This is a genomic window from Plantactinospora sp. WMMB782 (assembly GCF_049179135.1).
In the GTDB taxonomy this organism is placed as follows: Bacteria; Actinomycetota; Actinomycetes; order Mycobacteriales; family Micromonosporaceae; genus Plantactinospora.
The window spans coordinates 3,238,766-3,255,770 of sequence record NZ_JBMHMC010000007.1; the positions used below are offsets into that span (position 1 = coordinate 3,238,766).

Annotated in this window: 13 protein-coding genes and 1 riboswitch; of the genes, 11 read left to right on the forward strand and 2 right to left on the reverse strand. The window is 73.6% G+C overall.

Annotated features, from left to right (window positions below; translation table 11 throughout):
• Nucleotides 1-373: 373 nt before the first annotated feature.
• From ACN28A_RS16850 to ACN28A_RS16860, 3 genes are all read left to right on the forward strand, one after another.
• Nucleotides 374-3,394, forward strand: a complete 3,021-nt coding sequence (locus tag ACN28A_RS16850) for an alpha/beta fold hydrolase (protein ID WP_421396341.1) — start codon at nucleotides 374-376, stop codon at nucleotides 3,392-3,394.
• Nucleotides 3,391-4,281, forward strand: a complete 891-nt coding sequence (locus tag ACN28A_RS16855; RefSeq protein WP_421404446.1) for an ABC transporter permease subunit — start codon at nucleotides 3,391-3,393, stop codon at nucleotides 4,279-4,281. Before ACN28A_RS16850 ends, ACN28A_RS16855 begins: the two co-directional genes overlap by 4 nt.
• Before the next feature lie 220 nt (nucleotides 4,282-4,501).
• Nucleotides 4,502-5,773, forward strand: a complete 1,272-nt coding sequence (locus ACN28A_RS16860) for a sensor histidine kinase (RefSeq protein WP_421396343.1) — start codon at nucleotides 4,502-4,504, stop codon at nucleotides 5,771-5,773.
• Here ACN28A_RS16860 and ACN28A_RS16865 read toward each other — a convergent pair.
• Nucleotides 5,716-6,402, reverse strand: coding sequence for a response regulator (locus tag ACN28A_RS16865; RefSeq protein ID WP_421396344.1), 687 nt, complete (start codon nucleotides 6,400-6,402; stop codon nucleotides 5,716-5,718). The two genes, ACN28A_RS16860 and ACN28A_RS16865, sit on opposite strands and share 58 nt — an antisense overlap.
• Before the next feature lie 176 nt (nucleotides 6,403-6,578).
• On the opposite strand from ACN28A_RS16865, the gene ACN28A_RS16870 reads away from it, so the two are divergent.
• The 7 genes from ACN28A_RS16870 to paaN all read left to right on the forward strand — a co-directional run bounded on the left by ACN28A_RS16870 (nucleotide 6,579) and on the right by paaN (nucleotide 15,708).
• On the forward strand, nucleotides 6,579-8,156 hold the full coding sequence (locus tag ACN28A_RS16870; RefSeq protein ID WP_421396346.1) for a PqqD family peptide modification chaperone: 1,578 nt from the start codon (nucleotides 6,579-6,581) through the stop codon (nucleotides 8,154-8,156).
• Nucleotides 8,153-9,151, forward strand: coding sequence for a hypothetical protein (locus tag ACN28A_RS16875; RefSeq protein WP_421396347.1), 999 nt, complete (start codon nucleotides 8,153-8,155; stop codon nucleotides 9,149-9,151). The genes ACN28A_RS16870 and ACN28A_RS16875 overlap by 4 nt, the downstream gene beginning before the upstream one ends.
• Nucleotides 9,148-10,128, forward strand: a complete 981-nt coding sequence (locus tag ACN28A_RS16880) for an ABC transporter ATP-binding protein (RefSeq protein ID WP_421396349.1) — start codon at nucleotides 9,148-9,150, stop codon at nucleotides 10,126-10,128. Before ACN28A_RS16875 ends, ACN28A_RS16880 begins: the two co-directional genes overlap by 4 nt.
• Nucleotides 10,125-10,937, forward strand: coding sequence for an ABC transporter permease (locus tag ACN28A_RS16885; protein WP_421396350.1), 813 nt, complete (start codon nucleotides 10,125-10,127; stop codon nucleotides 10,935-10,937). The genes ACN28A_RS16880 and ACN28A_RS16885 overlap by 4 nt, the downstream gene beginning before the upstream one ends.
• 107 nt (nucleotides 10,938-11,044) lie before the next feature.
• Nucleotides 11,045-11,161, forward strand: a riboswitch (SAM riboswitch).
• Between the two features lie 13 nt (nucleotides 11,162-11,174).
• On the forward strand, nucleotides 11,175-12,470 hold the full coding sequence (gene thrC, locus ACN28A_RS16890) for a threonine synthase (RefSeq protein ID WP_421396351.1): 1,296 nt from the start codon (nucleotides 11,175-11,177) through the stop codon (nucleotides 12,468-12,470).
• Nucleotides 12,471-12,897: 427 nt separating this feature from the next.
• A complete protein-coding gene (locus tag ACN28A_RS16895; RefSeq protein ID WP_421396353.1) occupies nucleotides 12,898-13,914 on the forward strand; it encodes a GNAT family N-acetyltransferase in 1,017 nt (338 codons plus the stop codon).
• Nucleotides 13,915-14,034: 120 nt separating this feature from the next.
• Nucleotides 14,035-15,708, forward strand: coding sequence for a phenylacetic acid degradation protein PaaN (gene paaN / locus ACN28A_RS16900; protein ID WP_421396355.1), 1,674 nt, complete (start codon nucleotides 14,035-14,037; stop codon nucleotides 15,706-15,708).
• Nucleotides 15,709-15,739: 31 nt separating this feature from the next.
• Here paaN and ACN28A_RS16905 read toward each other — a convergent pair whose 3' ends face one another.
• Nucleotides 15,740-16,372: a GNAT family N-acetyltransferase gene (locus ACN28A_RS16905; RefSeq protein WP_421396357.1), complete on the reverse strand. Its 633-nt coding sequence runs from the start codon at nucleotides 16,370-16,372 to the stop codon at nucleotides 15,740-15,742.
• A 319-nt stretch (nucleotides 16,373-16,691) separates the two neighbouring features.
• On the opposite strand from ACN28A_RS16905, the gene ACN28A_RS16910 reads away from it, so the two are divergent.
• Nucleotides 16,692-16,895: a cold-shock protein gene (locus tag ACN28A_RS16910; protein ID WP_203864050.1), complete on the forward strand. Its 204-nt coding sequence runs from the start codon at nucleotides 16,692-16,694 to the stop codon at nucleotides 16,893-16,895.
• Nucleotides 16,896-17,005: the final 110 nt, after the last annotated feature.

Sequence of the window (17,005 nt, forward strand, 5' to 3'; positions counted from 1 at the left end):
GTCCATCTCCATCGGCGCGAGGGGGCGAGGGGCGTGGCGGGCGTGCGGAGCCGCCCGGTCCCGTCCACCGGACCGGAAAACTAGTAGACGTCGGACCCGCTCGATCCGGGTCGAGCAGTCAGTTATGCGTCACTTGGGTACAGGTAACACGCGGTGAGCAAAATTGTGACTCCTGGTGCATAGTTGCCTAGGCGCATGTATCGATTGGTGGCTAGTACGGCGAAAAATCGGAATTCACACAGTCCGAAGTTGCCGCGCCGGATACCCGGTGGTGCGCTGCGGACGACGACTTCCCGGCACCGAACGGACCAGCCGGACAGACGTACGGCGGATCTCAGCGAACGCTCAGCTGTCGCGCCGTACGGTGTGACCCATGCCTTCCCGACTGCTGGCGCGGCTGCGCCGTGCCCGGCCGACCCGGCGCCGGATGCTGGCCGGAGCGACCGTGCTGGTGGTACTCGCCGCGCTGGTCGGCTGGGCGGTGTGGCCGGAGCGCCAGTCCTACGCCACCACCGACGCGATGCTCACCGTCCGTTCCGGCCCCGGCGGCGACCAGCCGGTCGACCTGGACACCCGGTTCTACCTGCCGGACGGGGCCACCGAGGGCCGCCCGGTCCCGGCGGTGCTGCTGGCGCACGGCTTCGGCGGTACGAAACTGTCCGTGGAGTCCGACGCCGAGGACCTGGCCGAGCTGGGCTACGCGGTGTTGACGTACACCGCCCGAGGGTTCGGGCGCAGCGGTGGGCAGATCCACCTGGACCACCCCGACTACGAGGTACGGGACGCCGCCCGACTGCTGGACTGGCTCGCCGCCCGGCCGGAGATCCGCAAGGACGCGGCCGGCGACCCCCGGGTGGGCGTCGTCGGCGGCTCGTACGGCGGCGGCCTGGCCCTGCTGCTCGCCGCCCAGGACCAGCGGGTGGACGCCATCGTGCCGATGATCACCTGGAACGACCTGGCCCGTTCCTTCCTGCCCGAGGCGACCGGCCGGGAGCCGGTCGACGGGGTCTTCAAGAAGGGCTGGGCCGGGATCTTCTTCGGCAGCGGCGGCAGTGGCGGCCTCGGCAGCGCCGGTCTCGGCGGCCTGGCCGTGCCCGGCGGCGGCGCCCCGGGCGCCGGCGACTCGGATGACTCCGGCGACTCCGGTGGACCGGGCGAGGACTCCGGTGGACCGGGCGAGGACTCCGGTGGTCCGGGTGAGGACTCCGGTGGGCCGGGCCAGCAGGGCGGACCGGCCGGCGGTCGGGAGCCGGCACCCGGCACGACGCCGGGTGCCGCACCCGGCGGTACCCCGGCCGACCCGGCCTGCGGGCGCTTCGCCGCCGACGTCTGCGCCGCGTACCTGCGGATCGCCACCACCGGCCGGGCCGATCCGGCGGCGGTGGAACTGCTCCGCCGGTCCAGCCCGGCCGGGGTGCTGGACCGGATCAAGGCGCCCACCCTGCTGGTCCAGGGCGCCGCCGACACCCTCTTCCCGCTCGCCGAGGCGGACGCCAACGCCCGGGGGATCGCGGCCGGCGGCACCCCGGTCCGGGTCGCCTGGTTCACCGGCGGACACGACGGCGGCGAGGGCCCGCAGACCGACCGGGACCGGCTGCGGTTCCTGATGGCCCAGTGGCTGGGGCACTACGTCAAGGGCTCCGGCGAGCCGCCGTCGACGAGTTTCACCTGGTCGCGGATTGCCGGCTTCGACGCACTCGACCGGGGGCTGGTCGCCTCCGGCTTCTCCGTCGCCGACTACCCGGGCGTCGGCGGCACCACCGGCGAGTCGGTAGCGGTCGCCGGCCCGGCACAGCGGATCGCGAACCCGCCGGCCGGCAACCCGGCGGCGATCTCCGCGCTGCCGGGCGGCGGCGGCTTCTCGGCACTGCTCGACGGGATCGCCGGGGACCTGCCGGGCCAGCACGCCCGGTTCGAGTCGGCGCCGCTGCCCCGGGCCGTCGACGTGGTCGGTTCGCCGACGGTGACCATCCGGGCCGCGTCGCCGACCGGCGAGGCGGTGCTCTTCGTCAAGCTCTACGACGTCGACCCGAACGGCCCGGCCGCGCTATCCAACGGCCTGGTCGCCCCGGTCCGGCTGACCGGGCTGCCCACCGACGTCGCCGCCGCCACCCCGGTCACGGTCACCCTGCCGGCTATCGTGCGCCGGATCGAGGCCGGGCACCGGCTGCGGATCGTGGTGGCCACCTCCGACCAGGGGTACGCGACCCCGGTCGAGCCGGTCACCTACACCGTGGCGCTGGCCGGTCAGCAGGCCGGTGCCGCACCCGGGGCGCCGGCCGGTGCCGCCCTGACCGGCGCCGAGGTGCGGCTGCCGACCGTGCCCGGCGAGCCGATCGCCACCCCGGCGGTGATCTGGCGGTGGGCGCTCGCCGGCCTGGTCGCGGCGATCGTGCTCGGGCTCGTCGTGGTGGTCGCCGTGCTGCGCCGCCGGCACCGCCGGCACGACACCTCGGTGCATCCCGAGTACGCCGACATCCCGCTCGTCGTCCGCGACCTGCGCAAGGAGTACGCCGACGGCTTCGTCGCGGTCTCCCGGATCGACTTCGAGGTGCACCGGGGCCAGGTGGTCGGCCTGCTCGGGCCGAACGGCGCAGGCAAGACCACCACGCTGCGGGTGCTGATGGGGCTGACCCAGCCGACCACCGGCGAGATCCACGTCTTCGGGCACCGGCTGGTCCCCGGCTCGCCGGTGCTGTCCCGGATCGGCGCACTCGTCGAGGGTCCGGGCTTCCTGCCGCACCTGAGCGGATTGGAGAACCTGCGGGCGTACTGGCGGGCGACCGGGCGGCCGGAGGCGGACGCGCACTTCGAGGAGGCGCTGGAGATCGCCGGGCTCGGTGACTCGATCCACCGGAGGACCCGCAAGTACAGCCACGGCATGCGGCAGCGGCTGGCGATCGCCCAGGCCATGCTCGGGCTGCCGGAGCTGCTGGTGCTGGACGAGCCGACCGACGGGCTCGACCCGCCGCAGATCGCCGAGATGCGCCGGGTGCTGCGCAGGTACGCCACCGACGGGCGGGCGGTGCTGGTCTCCAGCCACCTGCTGGCCGAGGTGGAGCAGACCTGCACGCACGCGGTCGTCGTCCACAAGGGGCAGATCGTGGCGTCCGGCCGGGTGGAGGAGATCGTCGGCGAGTCGCCGAGTACCCAGTTCGACGTCTCCGACGTCGACGCCGCCCGGGTGGTGTTGGAGCGGCTCGACGGGGTGCGGGTGCTGCCGGAGTCCAACGGCGCGCTGGTGGTCGACACCAACGGCACCGCCCGGAGCGAGGTGGTGGCCGAACTGGTCCGGGCCGGTGTCGGGGTGGACCGGGTGGTGCCGCGCCGCCGCCTGGAGGACGCCTTCCTCGCCCTGGTCGGCGAGAACTCTCGGGGAAGCGGGGACCGCTGATGGCCACCACGACGGAGACCAGGGCACCGGACGCGGCCGGCGGTGCCGCCGGGTACCGGCCCCGGGCCACCCTCTCGATCGCCGCCGAGTGGCGTCGCCAGGCGTCCCGGCGGCGTACCCAGCTCGCGCTCGGCTTCATGGTGCTGCTGCCGCTCGTCATCCTGGTCGCGTTCGAGTTCGAGGGCTCCGGCGACGACGACAACGGCGGGGGCGAGTTCGGCAGCCTGATCGAGCTGGCCACCACCGGCGGGCTCAACTTCGCCCTCTTCGCGCTGCTCGTCTCGTCGTCGTTCCTGCTGGTCGTGGTGGTGGCGCTGTTCTGCGGCGACACGGTGGCCAGCGAGGCGAGCTGGGGCAGCCTGCGCTACCTGCTGGCCGTACCGGTGCCCCGGGCCCGACTGCTGGCCGTCAAGCTGGTGGTCGCGCTCGGGTACTCGCTGCTGGCCCTGCTGCTGCTGGCCGGCACCGCCCTGCTCGCCGGCACCCTCCGGTACGGCTGGGCGCCGTTGTCCAGCACGGTGGCGGCGCAGATCCCGGCCGGTGAGGGGCTGCTCCGGCTGCTCGGCATCCTCGGCTACCTCGCGGTCGTACTCCTGGTCGTGGCCGGCCTGGCGTTCCTGCTCTCGGTGACCACGGACGCCGCGCTCGGCGCGGTCGGCGGCGCTGTGCTGCTCTGGATCCTCTCCAGCATCCTGGACCAGATCACCGCGCTCGGGGTGCTCCGCGACTTCCTGCCGACGCACTACAGCAGTGCCTGGCTCGCCCTGCTCTCCACACCGGTGCAGACCGACGACATCGTCAAGGGGACGATCTCGGCGATCTGCTACGCCACCGCCTTCTGGGCGCTCGCCTTCTGGCGCTTCACCCGCAAGGACGTGGTGTCGTAGCCGCGCCGCCGGGGTCGCGGGCGGGGCGGTCCCGGGCACTGCCCCGCCGGCCGTGAGACCACCAGGTCGTCGTGATGACACTGGGTATCACGCTCGCCGGGTATACCCGGCCGGCCACCAGCCACCAGCCACCCGACAGGGTCTCGGGCGCTCTCTGGTAGCGATATCCTCACCCAGGGTTTCCGGCAGCCGCCGGTGACGCTGCGACAGGGGGTGCCCGGTGCTGGATCTTGCCACCCGGGTCGGGCGACCGCCCCGGCGGATCAGCCGGTTCCTCGCCGAGGCGCGGGTGGGCTGGGTCGACGCCCGGCTGATGGTCGCGATGCCCGGCCGGGAGCGCACGCTGCGGTTCGTCGCGGTGGTGCTGTTCTGCCAGCGGGCCAGCTACATCGCGCCGGCCGTGCTCGGGATGACCAGCGGTGACGACCGCTACCACAGCCCCGCCCTGAACACCTCGCTGCTGCTCGGCGTCGTCGGCTGGAACGTGCTGCTCGGCGCGATGGTCTGGCGGCGGGGCTGGTTCAGCTACGGGAACGTGGTGCAGGACGTGACGATCACCTGCGCGCTGCTGGTCGTGGTCAACGCCAACATCCGTTCCGGCTACGAGCTGTCGGCGGCGAACTGGGCCGGCAAGTTCGCCCTCGGCTCGGCGGCGCTCGTCGGTGCGGTGCTGAGCCTGCGGGCGTTGCTCGTCGGGCTCGGGCTGCTGGTGGCGACCGCCGTGGCCGCCGCCTCGGTGCAGATCGGCGGCCTGCCGCCCTGGGAGTCGGGCTTCGTCAACCACGTCAACTCCAGCCTGTGGTTCGCGCTGGTGCTGCACTTCACCCGCCGCTTCCTCTGCGCCCAGGCCAACGCGGTCGACGAGGCGACCCAGCGCCGGCTGGCCGCCGAGACGGCGACGGCGGCCGGTGCGGCCCGGTACGCCGAACGCCTGCACCACTACCGCAGACTGCACGACACCGCGCTGGCCACGCTCACCGCGATCGCCCGGGGCGGGCTGGACCACCGCGGCGAGGAGGTCCGGCGGCGCTGCGGCCGGGAGGCGGACTACATCCGCGGCCTGGTCACCGAGGACCGGGCCGAGGCGGAGATCACCCTGGGCACCAGCCTGGCCGAAGTGGTGGCCGACGCGACCGGGTTGGGTCTGCGGGTGCACCTGCGCTCGGGCACCGTGCCGACCCCGCCACCCCGGCACGTGGTGCGGGCGGTCTGCGACGCGGCGCGGGAGGCGCTGAACAACGTGGCCCGGCACGCCGGTACCGGCGAGGCGTGGGTCACCGTCGACTGGTACGACGGCGTGCTCGGGGTGCGGGTGGTGGACCGGGGAGCCGGGTTCGACACCGGGGACGTCGGCGCAGGCTTCGGGTTACGCCGCTCGATCGGCGAACGGATGACCGAGGTCGGCGGCGAGCTGCGGCTCTTCTCCGAACCCGGTCACGGCACCAGCGTGGAACTGCTCTGGCCGGCGTCGTCGCCGGATCCGGACGAGTAGCGGTGCAGGCCGTCCTCGCGGACCCGGTCGGCGAGGTCGAGTTTCGTGTACGTCGGCCGGCCCGCGTCGCAGTACTTCGCCTTGACCCGGTCCAGGTACTGCCGGGCCGTCGTCGGTTGGATGCCGACCTTGCGGGCCACCGCCGTCAACGTCATCCCGGAGGCGTAGGCGACGAGTACGGCCCGTTCCCGGGGAGCCAGCCGGGGCCGGTCCGGCCGCTCGTCACAGGACCAGGCGAAGGCCAGCTCGGGAGAGTGCGCCAACTCGCCCCGGGCCACCGTCCGGATCGCCTCGGCCAGGCTCGGCAGGTCGTGGTCCTTGGTGAGGTAGCCGGAGGCGCCGGCCCGGATCACGTCCACGCCGTGCACCACGTGCGGCACCACGCTGACCACCAGCACCGGCCGGCCGGTGCCGACCAGCCGGCGTACGTTCTCCACCGGCGCCGACCCGTCGGCGAGCAGCAGGTCGAGTACGACGACGTCGGCCGGGCCCGGTTCGGTGTCGAGGAGCTGGTCGACGGTGGCGGCCGTGCAGTGCAGCCGGAGGTCGGGAACCGAGCCGAGCCAGGCGGCCATGCCGTCCAGCAGCATCCGGTCGTCGTCGACCACGGAGACCGAGATCGCGGACACGACAGACAGCACCTCGCCTTCCACTGGGAGGTGACCTCGCAGCCCGGAACGGAGGGCGGCAGGGGAACCGGACATTAGATCCCGTACGACCCGATGTCAAGACGACACTTTTGCTTTCTGGTACCGGGCGATGACTGTCGGTGATCCTTTTCCCGAGTGGGGACGGGGGAACCGGAATGCGACTGTCGAAGATGTGGGGTTCCCTGGTCGTCCCGGACGACCTCGGCTACTTCCGGTGCCGGGACCGTTATCTGGTGGAGAACCGGCGGCTCGCCGCCTGGACCGTGCTCAGCGAGGACGAACTCCGGCTGCTGCGCGCACTCGCCGACGGCGCCGCGCCGCCGTACCCGAGCACCGGGCCGGACCGGCGGACCGAACGGGTCCTCGCCGCCCTGGTCCTGAACTGGCTTGTCTACCTGCCGGACCAGGTGCCCCGGGTCCGGGCGGCCGAACCGGTACTCCGGACGGTCCGGTACGCCGTCACCGGCGGCTGTGGACCGTCCGGCCACGACGGCGGTGCCGCCGCCTGCGCCCACCCGCTCCCCGACGAGCTGGAGCCGGCCGAGGCCCTCGACCTGGTGGACCAGATCGCCGAGCTCGGTGCGGAACTGCTGATCCTGACCGGTGGCGAGCCGATGCTCCGGCCCGACCTGTTCGAGCTGGCCGACCGCGCCCGCGACCGGGGACTCCGGGTCGACCTGGTCACCTCCGGCAGCCGGATCCGGGACGCCGGCACCGCCCGGCGGATCGCCGACACCTTCGCCGGGGTCACCGTCAGCCTGGACGGCGACCGCCACCAGGTGCCCGGACCGGTGGCCGGCGAGGACGCGCTGGCCCGGACCGTGCGCGGGCTGACCCTGTTGAACGCGGCCGGGGTCAAGCCGGCGATCGACCACGTGGTGTCGCCGGAGAACATCGCCGCGTTGGACGACCTGATGGCACTCCTGGACGGCATCGAGTTCAGCAGGGTCCGGATGATGAGCCGCACCGCCGTCGGCGGGGGCAGCCCGACCGGTCCGCCCCTCGGCTGGGACCACCACCCCGGCGGCGAGCCGCCGCCCGGGGTACGGCGGTCCGGTTGGACCAGGCCGGTGGCCCGGAAGATCCTCACCCAGGGCCCGGTCCGGCCGTACCCGGTCCGGGTCGACCGCGAGCCCGGCGGGATCGACCTGCACGTCGACCCGCGTGGTGACGTCTACCCGCGCGAGTCGGCCGCCGGCCCGGCGCACCGGGTCGGCAACCTGCGGAGCCGGTCCCTGCGCGAGATGTTCGCCCCGCCCGCCGTCGCCGACGGAATGCCCGACGGCGGTGAACCCGACGACGTGCCCACCCACGACGACGTCGGCGAGCACAGGAACCGGGCACGTCCGGAGCCGGCCCGGCAACGCCCGCCGACCACTTCCACCGCCGACAACCTCGGGAGGTGCCACGTGACGCTCGGGATCAACACCGGAATCGTCTGGGTCGACGACGACGCGGAGGTCCGGCTCTACAACCCGGACGACGGCCAGTTCCAGACGTTCAACGCCAGCGCCGCCCGGATCTGGCGCCGGCTCGTCGCCGGCACCGACCTGCCGACCGTCGTCCGTGAGCTGACCGACGCGTTCGGCGGGGTCGACGGGCGGGAGCGCGAGTTGGTGGCCCGGGACGTCCGCGAGTTCGTCGGCCTGCTGCGGGCCCGGGACCTGCTCCGGCCGGCCGGACCGGCGGCAGCGGCCGGGGAGAGCGGCGCCGGAGAGGAGAGCCACGGATGAGCGGGAACCGTTTCGCCGACCGGGTCCGCGCGACGCTCGCCGCCGGGGGGCTGGCCCGGGTGCCCGTCACCGGCGTCGGCAAGCTGCCGGTGAGTCCCGACGGCACCGTGCTGGTCGAGCCGGTCGAGTTCGAGCAGGTCTGCCCCGGTGAGGTGGTGGCCTACCAGGACGGGGAGCGGATCGTGGTGCACCGGGTAATCAGCCGGCTGCCCGAGCACCTGCTGACGGCCGGCGACGACATGCCGTTGTACGACCCGCCGGTGCCCCGGGCGGCACTGCTCGGCCGGGTGCCGCAGGTCACCGCCCGGCCTCGGCGCGCACCGGCGGTCGGCGGGCCGCCGCTCCCGCTGCCGGACGGGATCACGGTCTGGCTGGTCGGCGCGGCGGCCAGGGCCGTACCGGAGGCCGACCACCAGCTTCCGGCGCCTGGTCGACACCGACCGGCGGCCCTGGTCCGGGTACGCCACCTCGCCGCCGGCTCCGCCCTGCCGGACCGGGTACGCCGGGCGCTGGACGCGCTCGACGCGCTGGGCGGGGTGACCGTCGGCATCTCGCCGGCAGCGGTACGCCCGGTCGACGACCTGCGTACCGGCCTGCCGGGGCGGGACCGTGCGGTGCGGCTGGCGCACCGGCTCGACATCGTGCTCGGCTGCCGGTTCGGCGCACCGGGCCGGCCCGGCACCGCCGAGCGGTCGACCGTCCGGCCGTCGACCGGCGCCGGAGCCGCCCTGCCGGTGACCGGCGCCGACCGTGCCTCGCCGTTGCTCGGTGACGACGGCGGGCTGCCGCTGGTCGGCGGCGACGACGAGCTGCCGGTGACCGGTGCCGACGACGGTCTGCCGGTGATCGCCCCGGACGACGTCGACCACCACCTGCGGCCCGGCCCGCCGCTGCGGGAGACCGGTCCGGTGGCCGCGATCCGGAGCATCCTCGCCGCGCTCGGCGTACCCCCGTTGCCGGCATGTCCGCAGCCCGCGCCCGACGGTGCGCCATGATCCCGGCGATCGCCGCGGTCGACCTGGTCAAGCGGTATCCCGGCGGCGCCGCCCCGGCGCTCGACGGGCTGACCTTCAGCGTTCCGCCCGGCCAGGCGGTCGGGCTGCTCGGCCCGGCCGGAGCCGGCAAGACCACCCTGCTCAAACTGGTCGGCGGCGCATCCCGGGCCAGCTCCGGCCGGATCCTGGTGTACGGCCGCCAGCCCGACGCGGCGACCCGGCGGGACGTGGCGGCGGTGCACCAGTCAGTACCGTTCGACCTGTCCCTGACCGTCCGGGACAACCTGCGGATCGCCGCCGCCTTCCGGGGCCTGCCCTGGCGTCGTGCCCGCCCCCGGGCCGAGGAACTGCTCGGCGCCTTCGAACTGGCCGGCAGCGAGGACCGGCCGGTGCACACCCTGGCGGCCGGGCAGCGGCGCCGCCTCCAGCTGGTCCGGGCCCTGCTCCGGGTGCCGAGGGTCCTGCTGCTCGACGACCCGTCGGCCGGGCTGGACGCCGAGGGCCGGCGGCGGGTCTGGGCCTGCCTCGACGAGCTGCGCCGCCAGCACGAACCGGCGATCGTGCTGACCAGCCACCACCTCGACGAGGTCGAGCGCAACACCGAACGGGTGCTGGTGCTCCGGCACGGCCGGCTGGTCCGGGACGGTGCTCCGGCGCAACTGCGCGAGGAGCGCGGCGAGGTGCGGGCGGTACTGCGCAGCGGGTCGGTGGACGGCTGGCCGGCGATCGCCGCCGGTGCGCTGCGCCGGGGGCTGGCCGCGGCCCGCGGCGGCGACGAGATCGTGCTGACCGGGCCGGACCTGCGGCGGCAGCTGGCCCGGCTGCTGGCCGAACTGGCCGACCAGGAGATCCGGGTCGACAGCGTGGAGTTGGTGACGGCCGCCCTGGAGGAGGCGTCGGTCTCGCTGACCCGTGGTCCGGGCGCCCGTGGTCCCGGTGGAGGCGCTGGACGTGGTGCGGAGGTGACCAGCCGATGAGTCTGTCCGGCCTGGCCGACGACGACACCGCCGCGCCGCCCTGGCACGGTTCCGGCTTCACCGCGACGCTGCGGCGGGAGTGGCTGCTGCTCACCCGGGACCGCGCCGGCCTGCTGCTGGCGGCGGTACCGGCCGCCGTCTACGTCGCACTCCTCGCGACCTCGCTCGCCGATCTGGTCGGCACGGTGACCTACCGGGGCCGGATCCTCGACTATCCGGACTTCGTGGTCCCGGGGCTGGTGTTCGCGGCGCTGCTCGGTGCCGCCACCGCCACCGGTACGGCACTCTGCCGGGAACGGGCCGCCGGGATGGCGCTGGAACTCCTGTCGTACCCGCTGACCCGCTGGCAGTACGTCGCCGGCAAGCTGCTCGCCGGCTCCGCCCTGGTGTTCGGGCAGGCGGTGGCCGCGCTGGCGGTCTCGGCGGCCCTGTTCGGCAGCCGGTGGCCGGCGGAGCGCTGGGCGGCGCTGCTCTGCGGGCTGCTGCTCGCCGCGCTGGCCTTCAACGCGCTCGGCCTGCTGCTCGGCACCGTGGTGCGGGAGCGGCGCCGGTACGGCGTACTGGTGAACGTGCTGGTCCCGGTGCTGCTCTTCGGCAGTCCGGCGTTCTATCCGGTCGAGCACCTCGGCCCGGTGCAGCGGGTCCTGGCCGACGTGAACCCGGTCAGCCACGGCGTAGCCGCGCTGCGGGCGGCGCTGCTGGACGGCTTCGCCGGTGCCTGGCCGCACCTCGTGCTGCTCGGCGCGGTCGCGGTGGTCGCGGCGGCGGGAGCGGGCCGGCGCCTGGTCCGGGAGTTCCGGGCGCTCTGAGGCGGGATCCGGCCGGCACCCCCGTCGCGGCGCGGGATGTTCCTCACACCGGGAAGAGACCCGGGACAGCCGGTCCCGGTACCCGTAGACTGGCGGCACAACTTCATACCTCATCCAGAGGGGCTGAGGGATACGGCCCGATGACGCCCCGGCAACCACTCCACGGCGGAGCAGGTGCCAAATCCGTCCCCGCCGCGCGGTGCGGCGCCAGGGAAAGATGAGAGGACGGCAATCGCCATGACGTCGATCATCGACGCGACCCCCGGCCAGACCAGCCCGGTGGCCCCCAATCCGGCTCGGGCACTCGTCTGTCGCGGCTGCGGCACCGAATATCCGCTGATCGCCCAGCACGCCTGTTACGAGTGTTTCGGCCCGCTGGAGGTCGGCTACGACCCGGCGACGCTGGCCGGGGTGACCCGGGCCGACATCGAGGCCGGTCCGGACAACCTCTGGCGGTACGCCGCCCTGCTGCCGACCGGGCAGGACCCGGCCGCCCGGGTGACCCTGGACCCGGGGCTGACCCCGCTGGTCCCGGCCGCCGGTCTCGCCGCCGAGCTGGGCATCCGGGCGCCGCTCTGGGTCAAGGACGACAGCGCCAACCCGACCCACTCGTTCAAGGACCGGGTCGTCTCGGTGGCGCTGACCGCCGCCCGCGGGCTCGGCTTCAGCCGGTTCGGCTGCGCCTCCACCGGCAACCTGGCGAACTCGGTCGCCGCGCACGCGGCCCGGGCCGGGGTCCCGTCGATCGTCTTCATCCCCGGTGACCTGGAGCAGGGCAAGGTGATCACCACCGCCGTCTACGGCGGCGACGTGGTCGCGATCGACGGCTCGTACGACGACGTCAACCGGCTCTGCGGTGAGCTGGTCGAGACCGACGAGTTCGAGGACACGGCCTTCGTCAACGTGAACGTCCGGCCGTACTACGCCGAGGGCTCGAAGACGCTCGGCTACGAGGTCGCCGAGCAGTTGGGTTGGCGGATTCCCGAGCAGGTGGTCATCCCGATGGCCAGCGGCGAGCTGCTCACCAAGATCGACAAGGCGTTCAGCGAGCTGGTCGAGATCGGCCTGGTCGAGGCCCCGGCCAACGGCTGGAAGGTCTTCGGCGCCCAGTCCGCCGGCTGCAACCCGATCGCCGTGGCGCTGCACGGCGACACCGACGTGATCACCCCGGTCCGGCCGACCGGGATCGCCAAGTCGCTGAACATCGGCGACCCGGCCGCCGGGCTCTACGCCCTGGAGGCGGTCCGCCGCACCGGTGGCTGGATGGACTACGCCGACGACGACGAGATCCGCGCCGCGATCCGGCAGTTGGCCCGGACCACCGGGATCTTCGCCGAGACCGCCGGCGGGGTGACCGTGGCCGTGCTGGGCAAGCTGGTGGCGAGCGGCCGGCTGGACCCGGACGCCGAGACGGTCGTCTACAACACCGGCGAGGGGCTGAAGACCCTCGACGCGGTGGCGGCACAGGTCGGTCCGACGTACCGGGTGAAGCCGTCGCTGCGGGCGGCCCGGGACGCCGGCCTGCTCGGCTGAACCGGCCTGCTCGGCTGAAAAAACTCCCAAGATTTTTCCGCGCGGACGCGCACCTGCCCGGGCAGATGCACGTGCAACTTGCAGGTGAAACGTTCGGCTCTGCCCGGGGCACGCCCGATCCGGTGGTACGGATGCGGTGCGTAGCTGGAGTTTTGCCACCCGTGACGAAAACACGCGGAAGGGGACTTGACGCCTGCATCTGCACCACGCAAGATGCTCCGTGCGGGAGGACGACCGCCGTAGACTTTCAAAGCTCTTACGACCCAGCGCCGGAGGCGTTGTGCGGGCGTCCTCTCGACCAAACTTCCGCAACGGCCGGGCCGAGACTCCTCGCCCGGCCGTTCTGCTCAACGGGTGTTCCACGCCCCGGTGACGGCTCGGGGATATTCGGTCGCGCCCGGTTCGTGTAACCGGCACGCTCGACCACATGGACATCGTGGTGACCCCACTGGACATCGCCGACGCCGCCGCCGTCGAGCGGGCGTACGAGATCGAGGCGGCCGTCCGCGCGGCGGCGCAGCCGGACATGCCGGCGCTGCCCCGGCAACGCTTCCACGCCGGAGTCCGGCGCCCGTGGCCGGGTGACGACGACCGGCACGCGCTCGGCTACCTCGACGGGGTGGCGGTGGGCTACCTCGCGGTCTCGCTGCCGCAGCGGGAGAACCTGGAGAACGCCGGCCTGACCCTCGCCGTCCATCCGGAACACCGCCGCCGGGGCGTCGGCCGGGCCCTCTACGAGTACGCGACGCGGCTGGCCCGGCAGGAGGGTCGTAAACGGATCGTCGGCGAGGTGGCCAACATGAGCCCGGAGTCCGCTCCGACGATGCCGGGCGACGCCTTCGCCGCGGCGATGGGCGCCAAGCCGGCGCTGGCCGACATCCGTCGCCGGCTCGACCTGACCGCGCTCGACGAGCCGGAACTCGACCGGCTGTTCGCGGCGAGCCTGGCCCGCGCCGAGGGCTACTCGATCGTGCGCTGGCGGGGCGCCACCCCCGACGAGTACGCCGAGGACGTCGCCTACCTGGACAGCCGCCTGGTCAGCGACGCGCCGATCGGCGACCTGACCTGGGAGGCGGCCCGGCCGGAGGTCGGCCGGCTGCGGGAGATGGAGCAGGCGCACCACGAGCGCGGCCAGCGCTGGTACAACAGCGGTGCCCGGCACGACGCCACCGGCCAACTGGTGGCCTGGACCGGGATCGGCATGAACGTCGAGTGCGACTGGCACGCCTTCCAGCAGATCACCCTGGTCGAGCCGGCACACCGGGGCCACCGCCTCGGCACCCTGATCAAGGTCGACAACCTGCGGCACATCCGGGAGTACGAGCCGGCGCTGCGGTTCGTCGACACCTACAACGCGGCGGTGAACGAGTACATGATCTCGATCAACGAGGCGGTCGGCTTCCGCGCCGTCGCCGGGCTCACCACCTGGCAGGCGACGCTCTGACGCACCCGGTCCGGCGAGGCGCTGACCAGCGCCGGCAGCGCCGGGCGGCAGCGTGGCGGCCCACCTCCGCCCCGACTGCGCAGGCTGGGCCGGGCCGGGCGGGTGCGGCATGATGGCGGGATGACGGAGACCCCGCACCCGCTGTACGCCCGGCACACCGACACCCTGGAACGGGCGCTGACCGCGATCACCGAACGGTCCTACTGGTCCGCCTACCCCGAGTCACCAAGCCCCCGGGTCTACGGCGAGACGGCCGCCGCGCAGGGCGAGGCGGCCTTCCGGGCGTACCTGGGCGGAAAGTTCCCGCTCGACCAGCCCGGCACCGGCGACTGGGTGGCCACCGAGACGAGCCCGTTCGGCATCGACCTGGCGGTGAGCTACCCGCACGCCGACCCGGAGGTGCTGCTGGCCGCCGCCTCGACCGCGCTGCCGGCCTGGCGGGACGCCGGCCCGCAGACCCGGGTCGGGGTCTGCCTGGAGATCCTCGCCCGGCTGCACGCAAACATCTTCGAGCTGGCCAACGCGGTGCACGCGACAAGCGGGCAGGCGTTCGTGATGGCCTTCCAGGCCGGCGGCGCGCACGCGCTGGACCGGGCGCTGGAGGCGCTCGCCTACGCGTACCGGGAAATGGCCCGGCATCCGGCGACGGCGGCCTGGGAGAAGCCGGCCGGCAGGGGCGACCCGCTGCGGATGACCAAGAGTTTCCACGTCGTGCCGCGCGGGGTGGCGCTGGCGATCGGCTGCAACACCTTCCCGACCTGGAACAGCTACCCCGGCATCTTCGCCTCGCTCGTCACCGGCAACCCGGTGCTGGTCAAGCCGCACCCCCGGGCCGTGCTGCCGCTCGCCGTCACCGTCCGGTACGCCCGCGAGGTGCTGGCCGAGGCCGGCTTCGACCCGAACCTGGTGCTGCTCGCCGCCGAGGCGCCCGGCGAGAAGCTCGCCTCCACCCTGGCGCTCCGCCCCGAGGTGCGGATCGTCGACTTCACCGGCTCCACCGAGTACGGCGACTGGCTGGAGGCGAACGCCCGGCAGGCCGCCGTCCACACCGAGAAGGCCGGGGTCAACACGATCGTGGTCGACTCCACCGACGACTTCGCCGGGATGTGCCGCAACATCGGCTTCTCGCTCACCCTCTACAGCGGACAGATGTGCACCACTCCGCAGAACATCCTGGTGCCGCGCGACGGCATCGCCACCGACCAGGGGCACAGGAGCGTCGACGAGGTGGCCGCCGGCATCGCCGGTGCGGTCGGCAAGCTCACCGGCGACCCGGCCCGCGCCGTCGAGCTGACCGGCGCGATCGTCAACGACGGGGTACTCGCCCGGCTCGACGAGGCGGCCGGGCTCGGCGAGCCGGTGCTGCCGTCCCGGACCGTCGAGCACCCGAACTACCCGGGCGCGGTGGTGCGTACGCCGCTGATCGCCAGGCTCGACGCCGACCAGGTCGGCACGTACGGGCGGGAGTGGTTCGGGCCGGTCTCGTTCGTGATCGCCACCGACTCCACCCCGCACAGCCTGGCCGTCCTCCGGCAGACCGTCGGCGAGCGGGGTGCGCTGACCGCCTCGGTCTACTCGACCGACCCCGAGGTGCTGGACGAGGCGGAGACGGCGGCGATCGAGACCGGGGTGCACCTGTCCTGCAACCTCACCGGCGGGGTCTTCGTGAACCAGTCGGCGGCCTTCTCGGACTTCCACGGCAGCGGCGCAAACCCGGCGGCCAACGCGGCCCTGACCGACGGCGCGTACGTCGCCAACCGGTTCCGGGTGGTGCAGGCCCGCCGGCACAGCTGACCGGATGCCCGGCGACACCGGGCGGGCGGGGTCAGGCGGTCCGGCGCATCTGTAGTTCGCGGAGTGCGGGCACGGTCGGATGGGCCACCCGTACCCCGGTGTCGACGAAGCCCAGCCGCTGGTAGGCGCGTACCGCCCGGTCGTTGCCGACCACCACCTCCAGCAGCAGCTCCGGCCGCCCGGCCGCCCGGGACCAGTCGGCCACCGCCCCGACCAGGCCGGCCAGCAGGCCGGTGCCCCGCCAGGCCGGGGTGAGGTAGACGGCGAAGACCACTGTGACTCCCGGCTGGCCGGGCGCCGCCTGCCCGCCCGCGTGCCCGACGACCCGGCCGCCGGCCTCGGCGACGAACGCCGCCGTCCGCTGCCCGACCGACATCCCGGCGATCCGGGCGGCGAACTCGGCGTGCGGCCGGGCCGCCGCGTCGGCGAGCGTCTCCAGGAAGGCCAGCGGTGAGTCGGCGAGCATCTCCAGCCGGATCGCCCGGACCCGGGCGGCGTCGCCGGGGCGTACCCGACGGACCGGTGGCGGCCCGGCTGCCGACCGGAGACCGGATTCGGTCGTACCGCCGGGCCGGGTCGGACCGGTCGGTTCCGGCGGGCCGGTGAGGTGTCCCGGCGCCGGTGCGGCGGTGGTCTGCGGGATGGAGGCCGGCACGTCCGTCATGGTCGCACGCCGTACGGGGTCCGGTTTCGGCGGGTGACGGAGCAGCTGTCCGTCCGGTCCGGGCCGGTTGAGCTGGGCAGCGACGGTCGCCAATGGGTGAGAGCCGGAAAATTGACCGTCCGATTCTCGGCCTGGTGACCGTTTTGGACTAGTGCGCTGCGACCCGACCTTGGTGTACGGTGCGGGTTCGGCCGCTCGATTCGTCGGATCCGTTCAATTCATGATCGAATTCGGGGAAAACGACTCGGCGGCCCCGGCAGGTATAGGGCGTCGCCGGAGCTCGGGCAGCTTCGACGCGACCGAAGTAAGGAAGTGCACCGTGGCGCAGGGCACCGTGAAGTGGTTCAACAGCGAAAAGGGCTACGGCTTCATCGCGGTCGATGGCGGGCAGGACGTCTTCGTCCACTTCTCCGCGATCCAGATGGACGGTTACAAGGCGCTCGACGACGGTCAGCGCGTCGAGTTCGAGATCGCCCAGGGCCAGAAGGGCCCGCAGGCGGAGCAGGTCCGGCTCATCGCCTGACCATCGGTGCCTCTCCTGGCTCGCCACGGGATCGGTTTTCCGGGTCGGTCTGACCGGTTCCCGTCGGCGGCCGTGGGAAGCTCCGGGTTCGCGGAAGCTCTTTTCCGGGT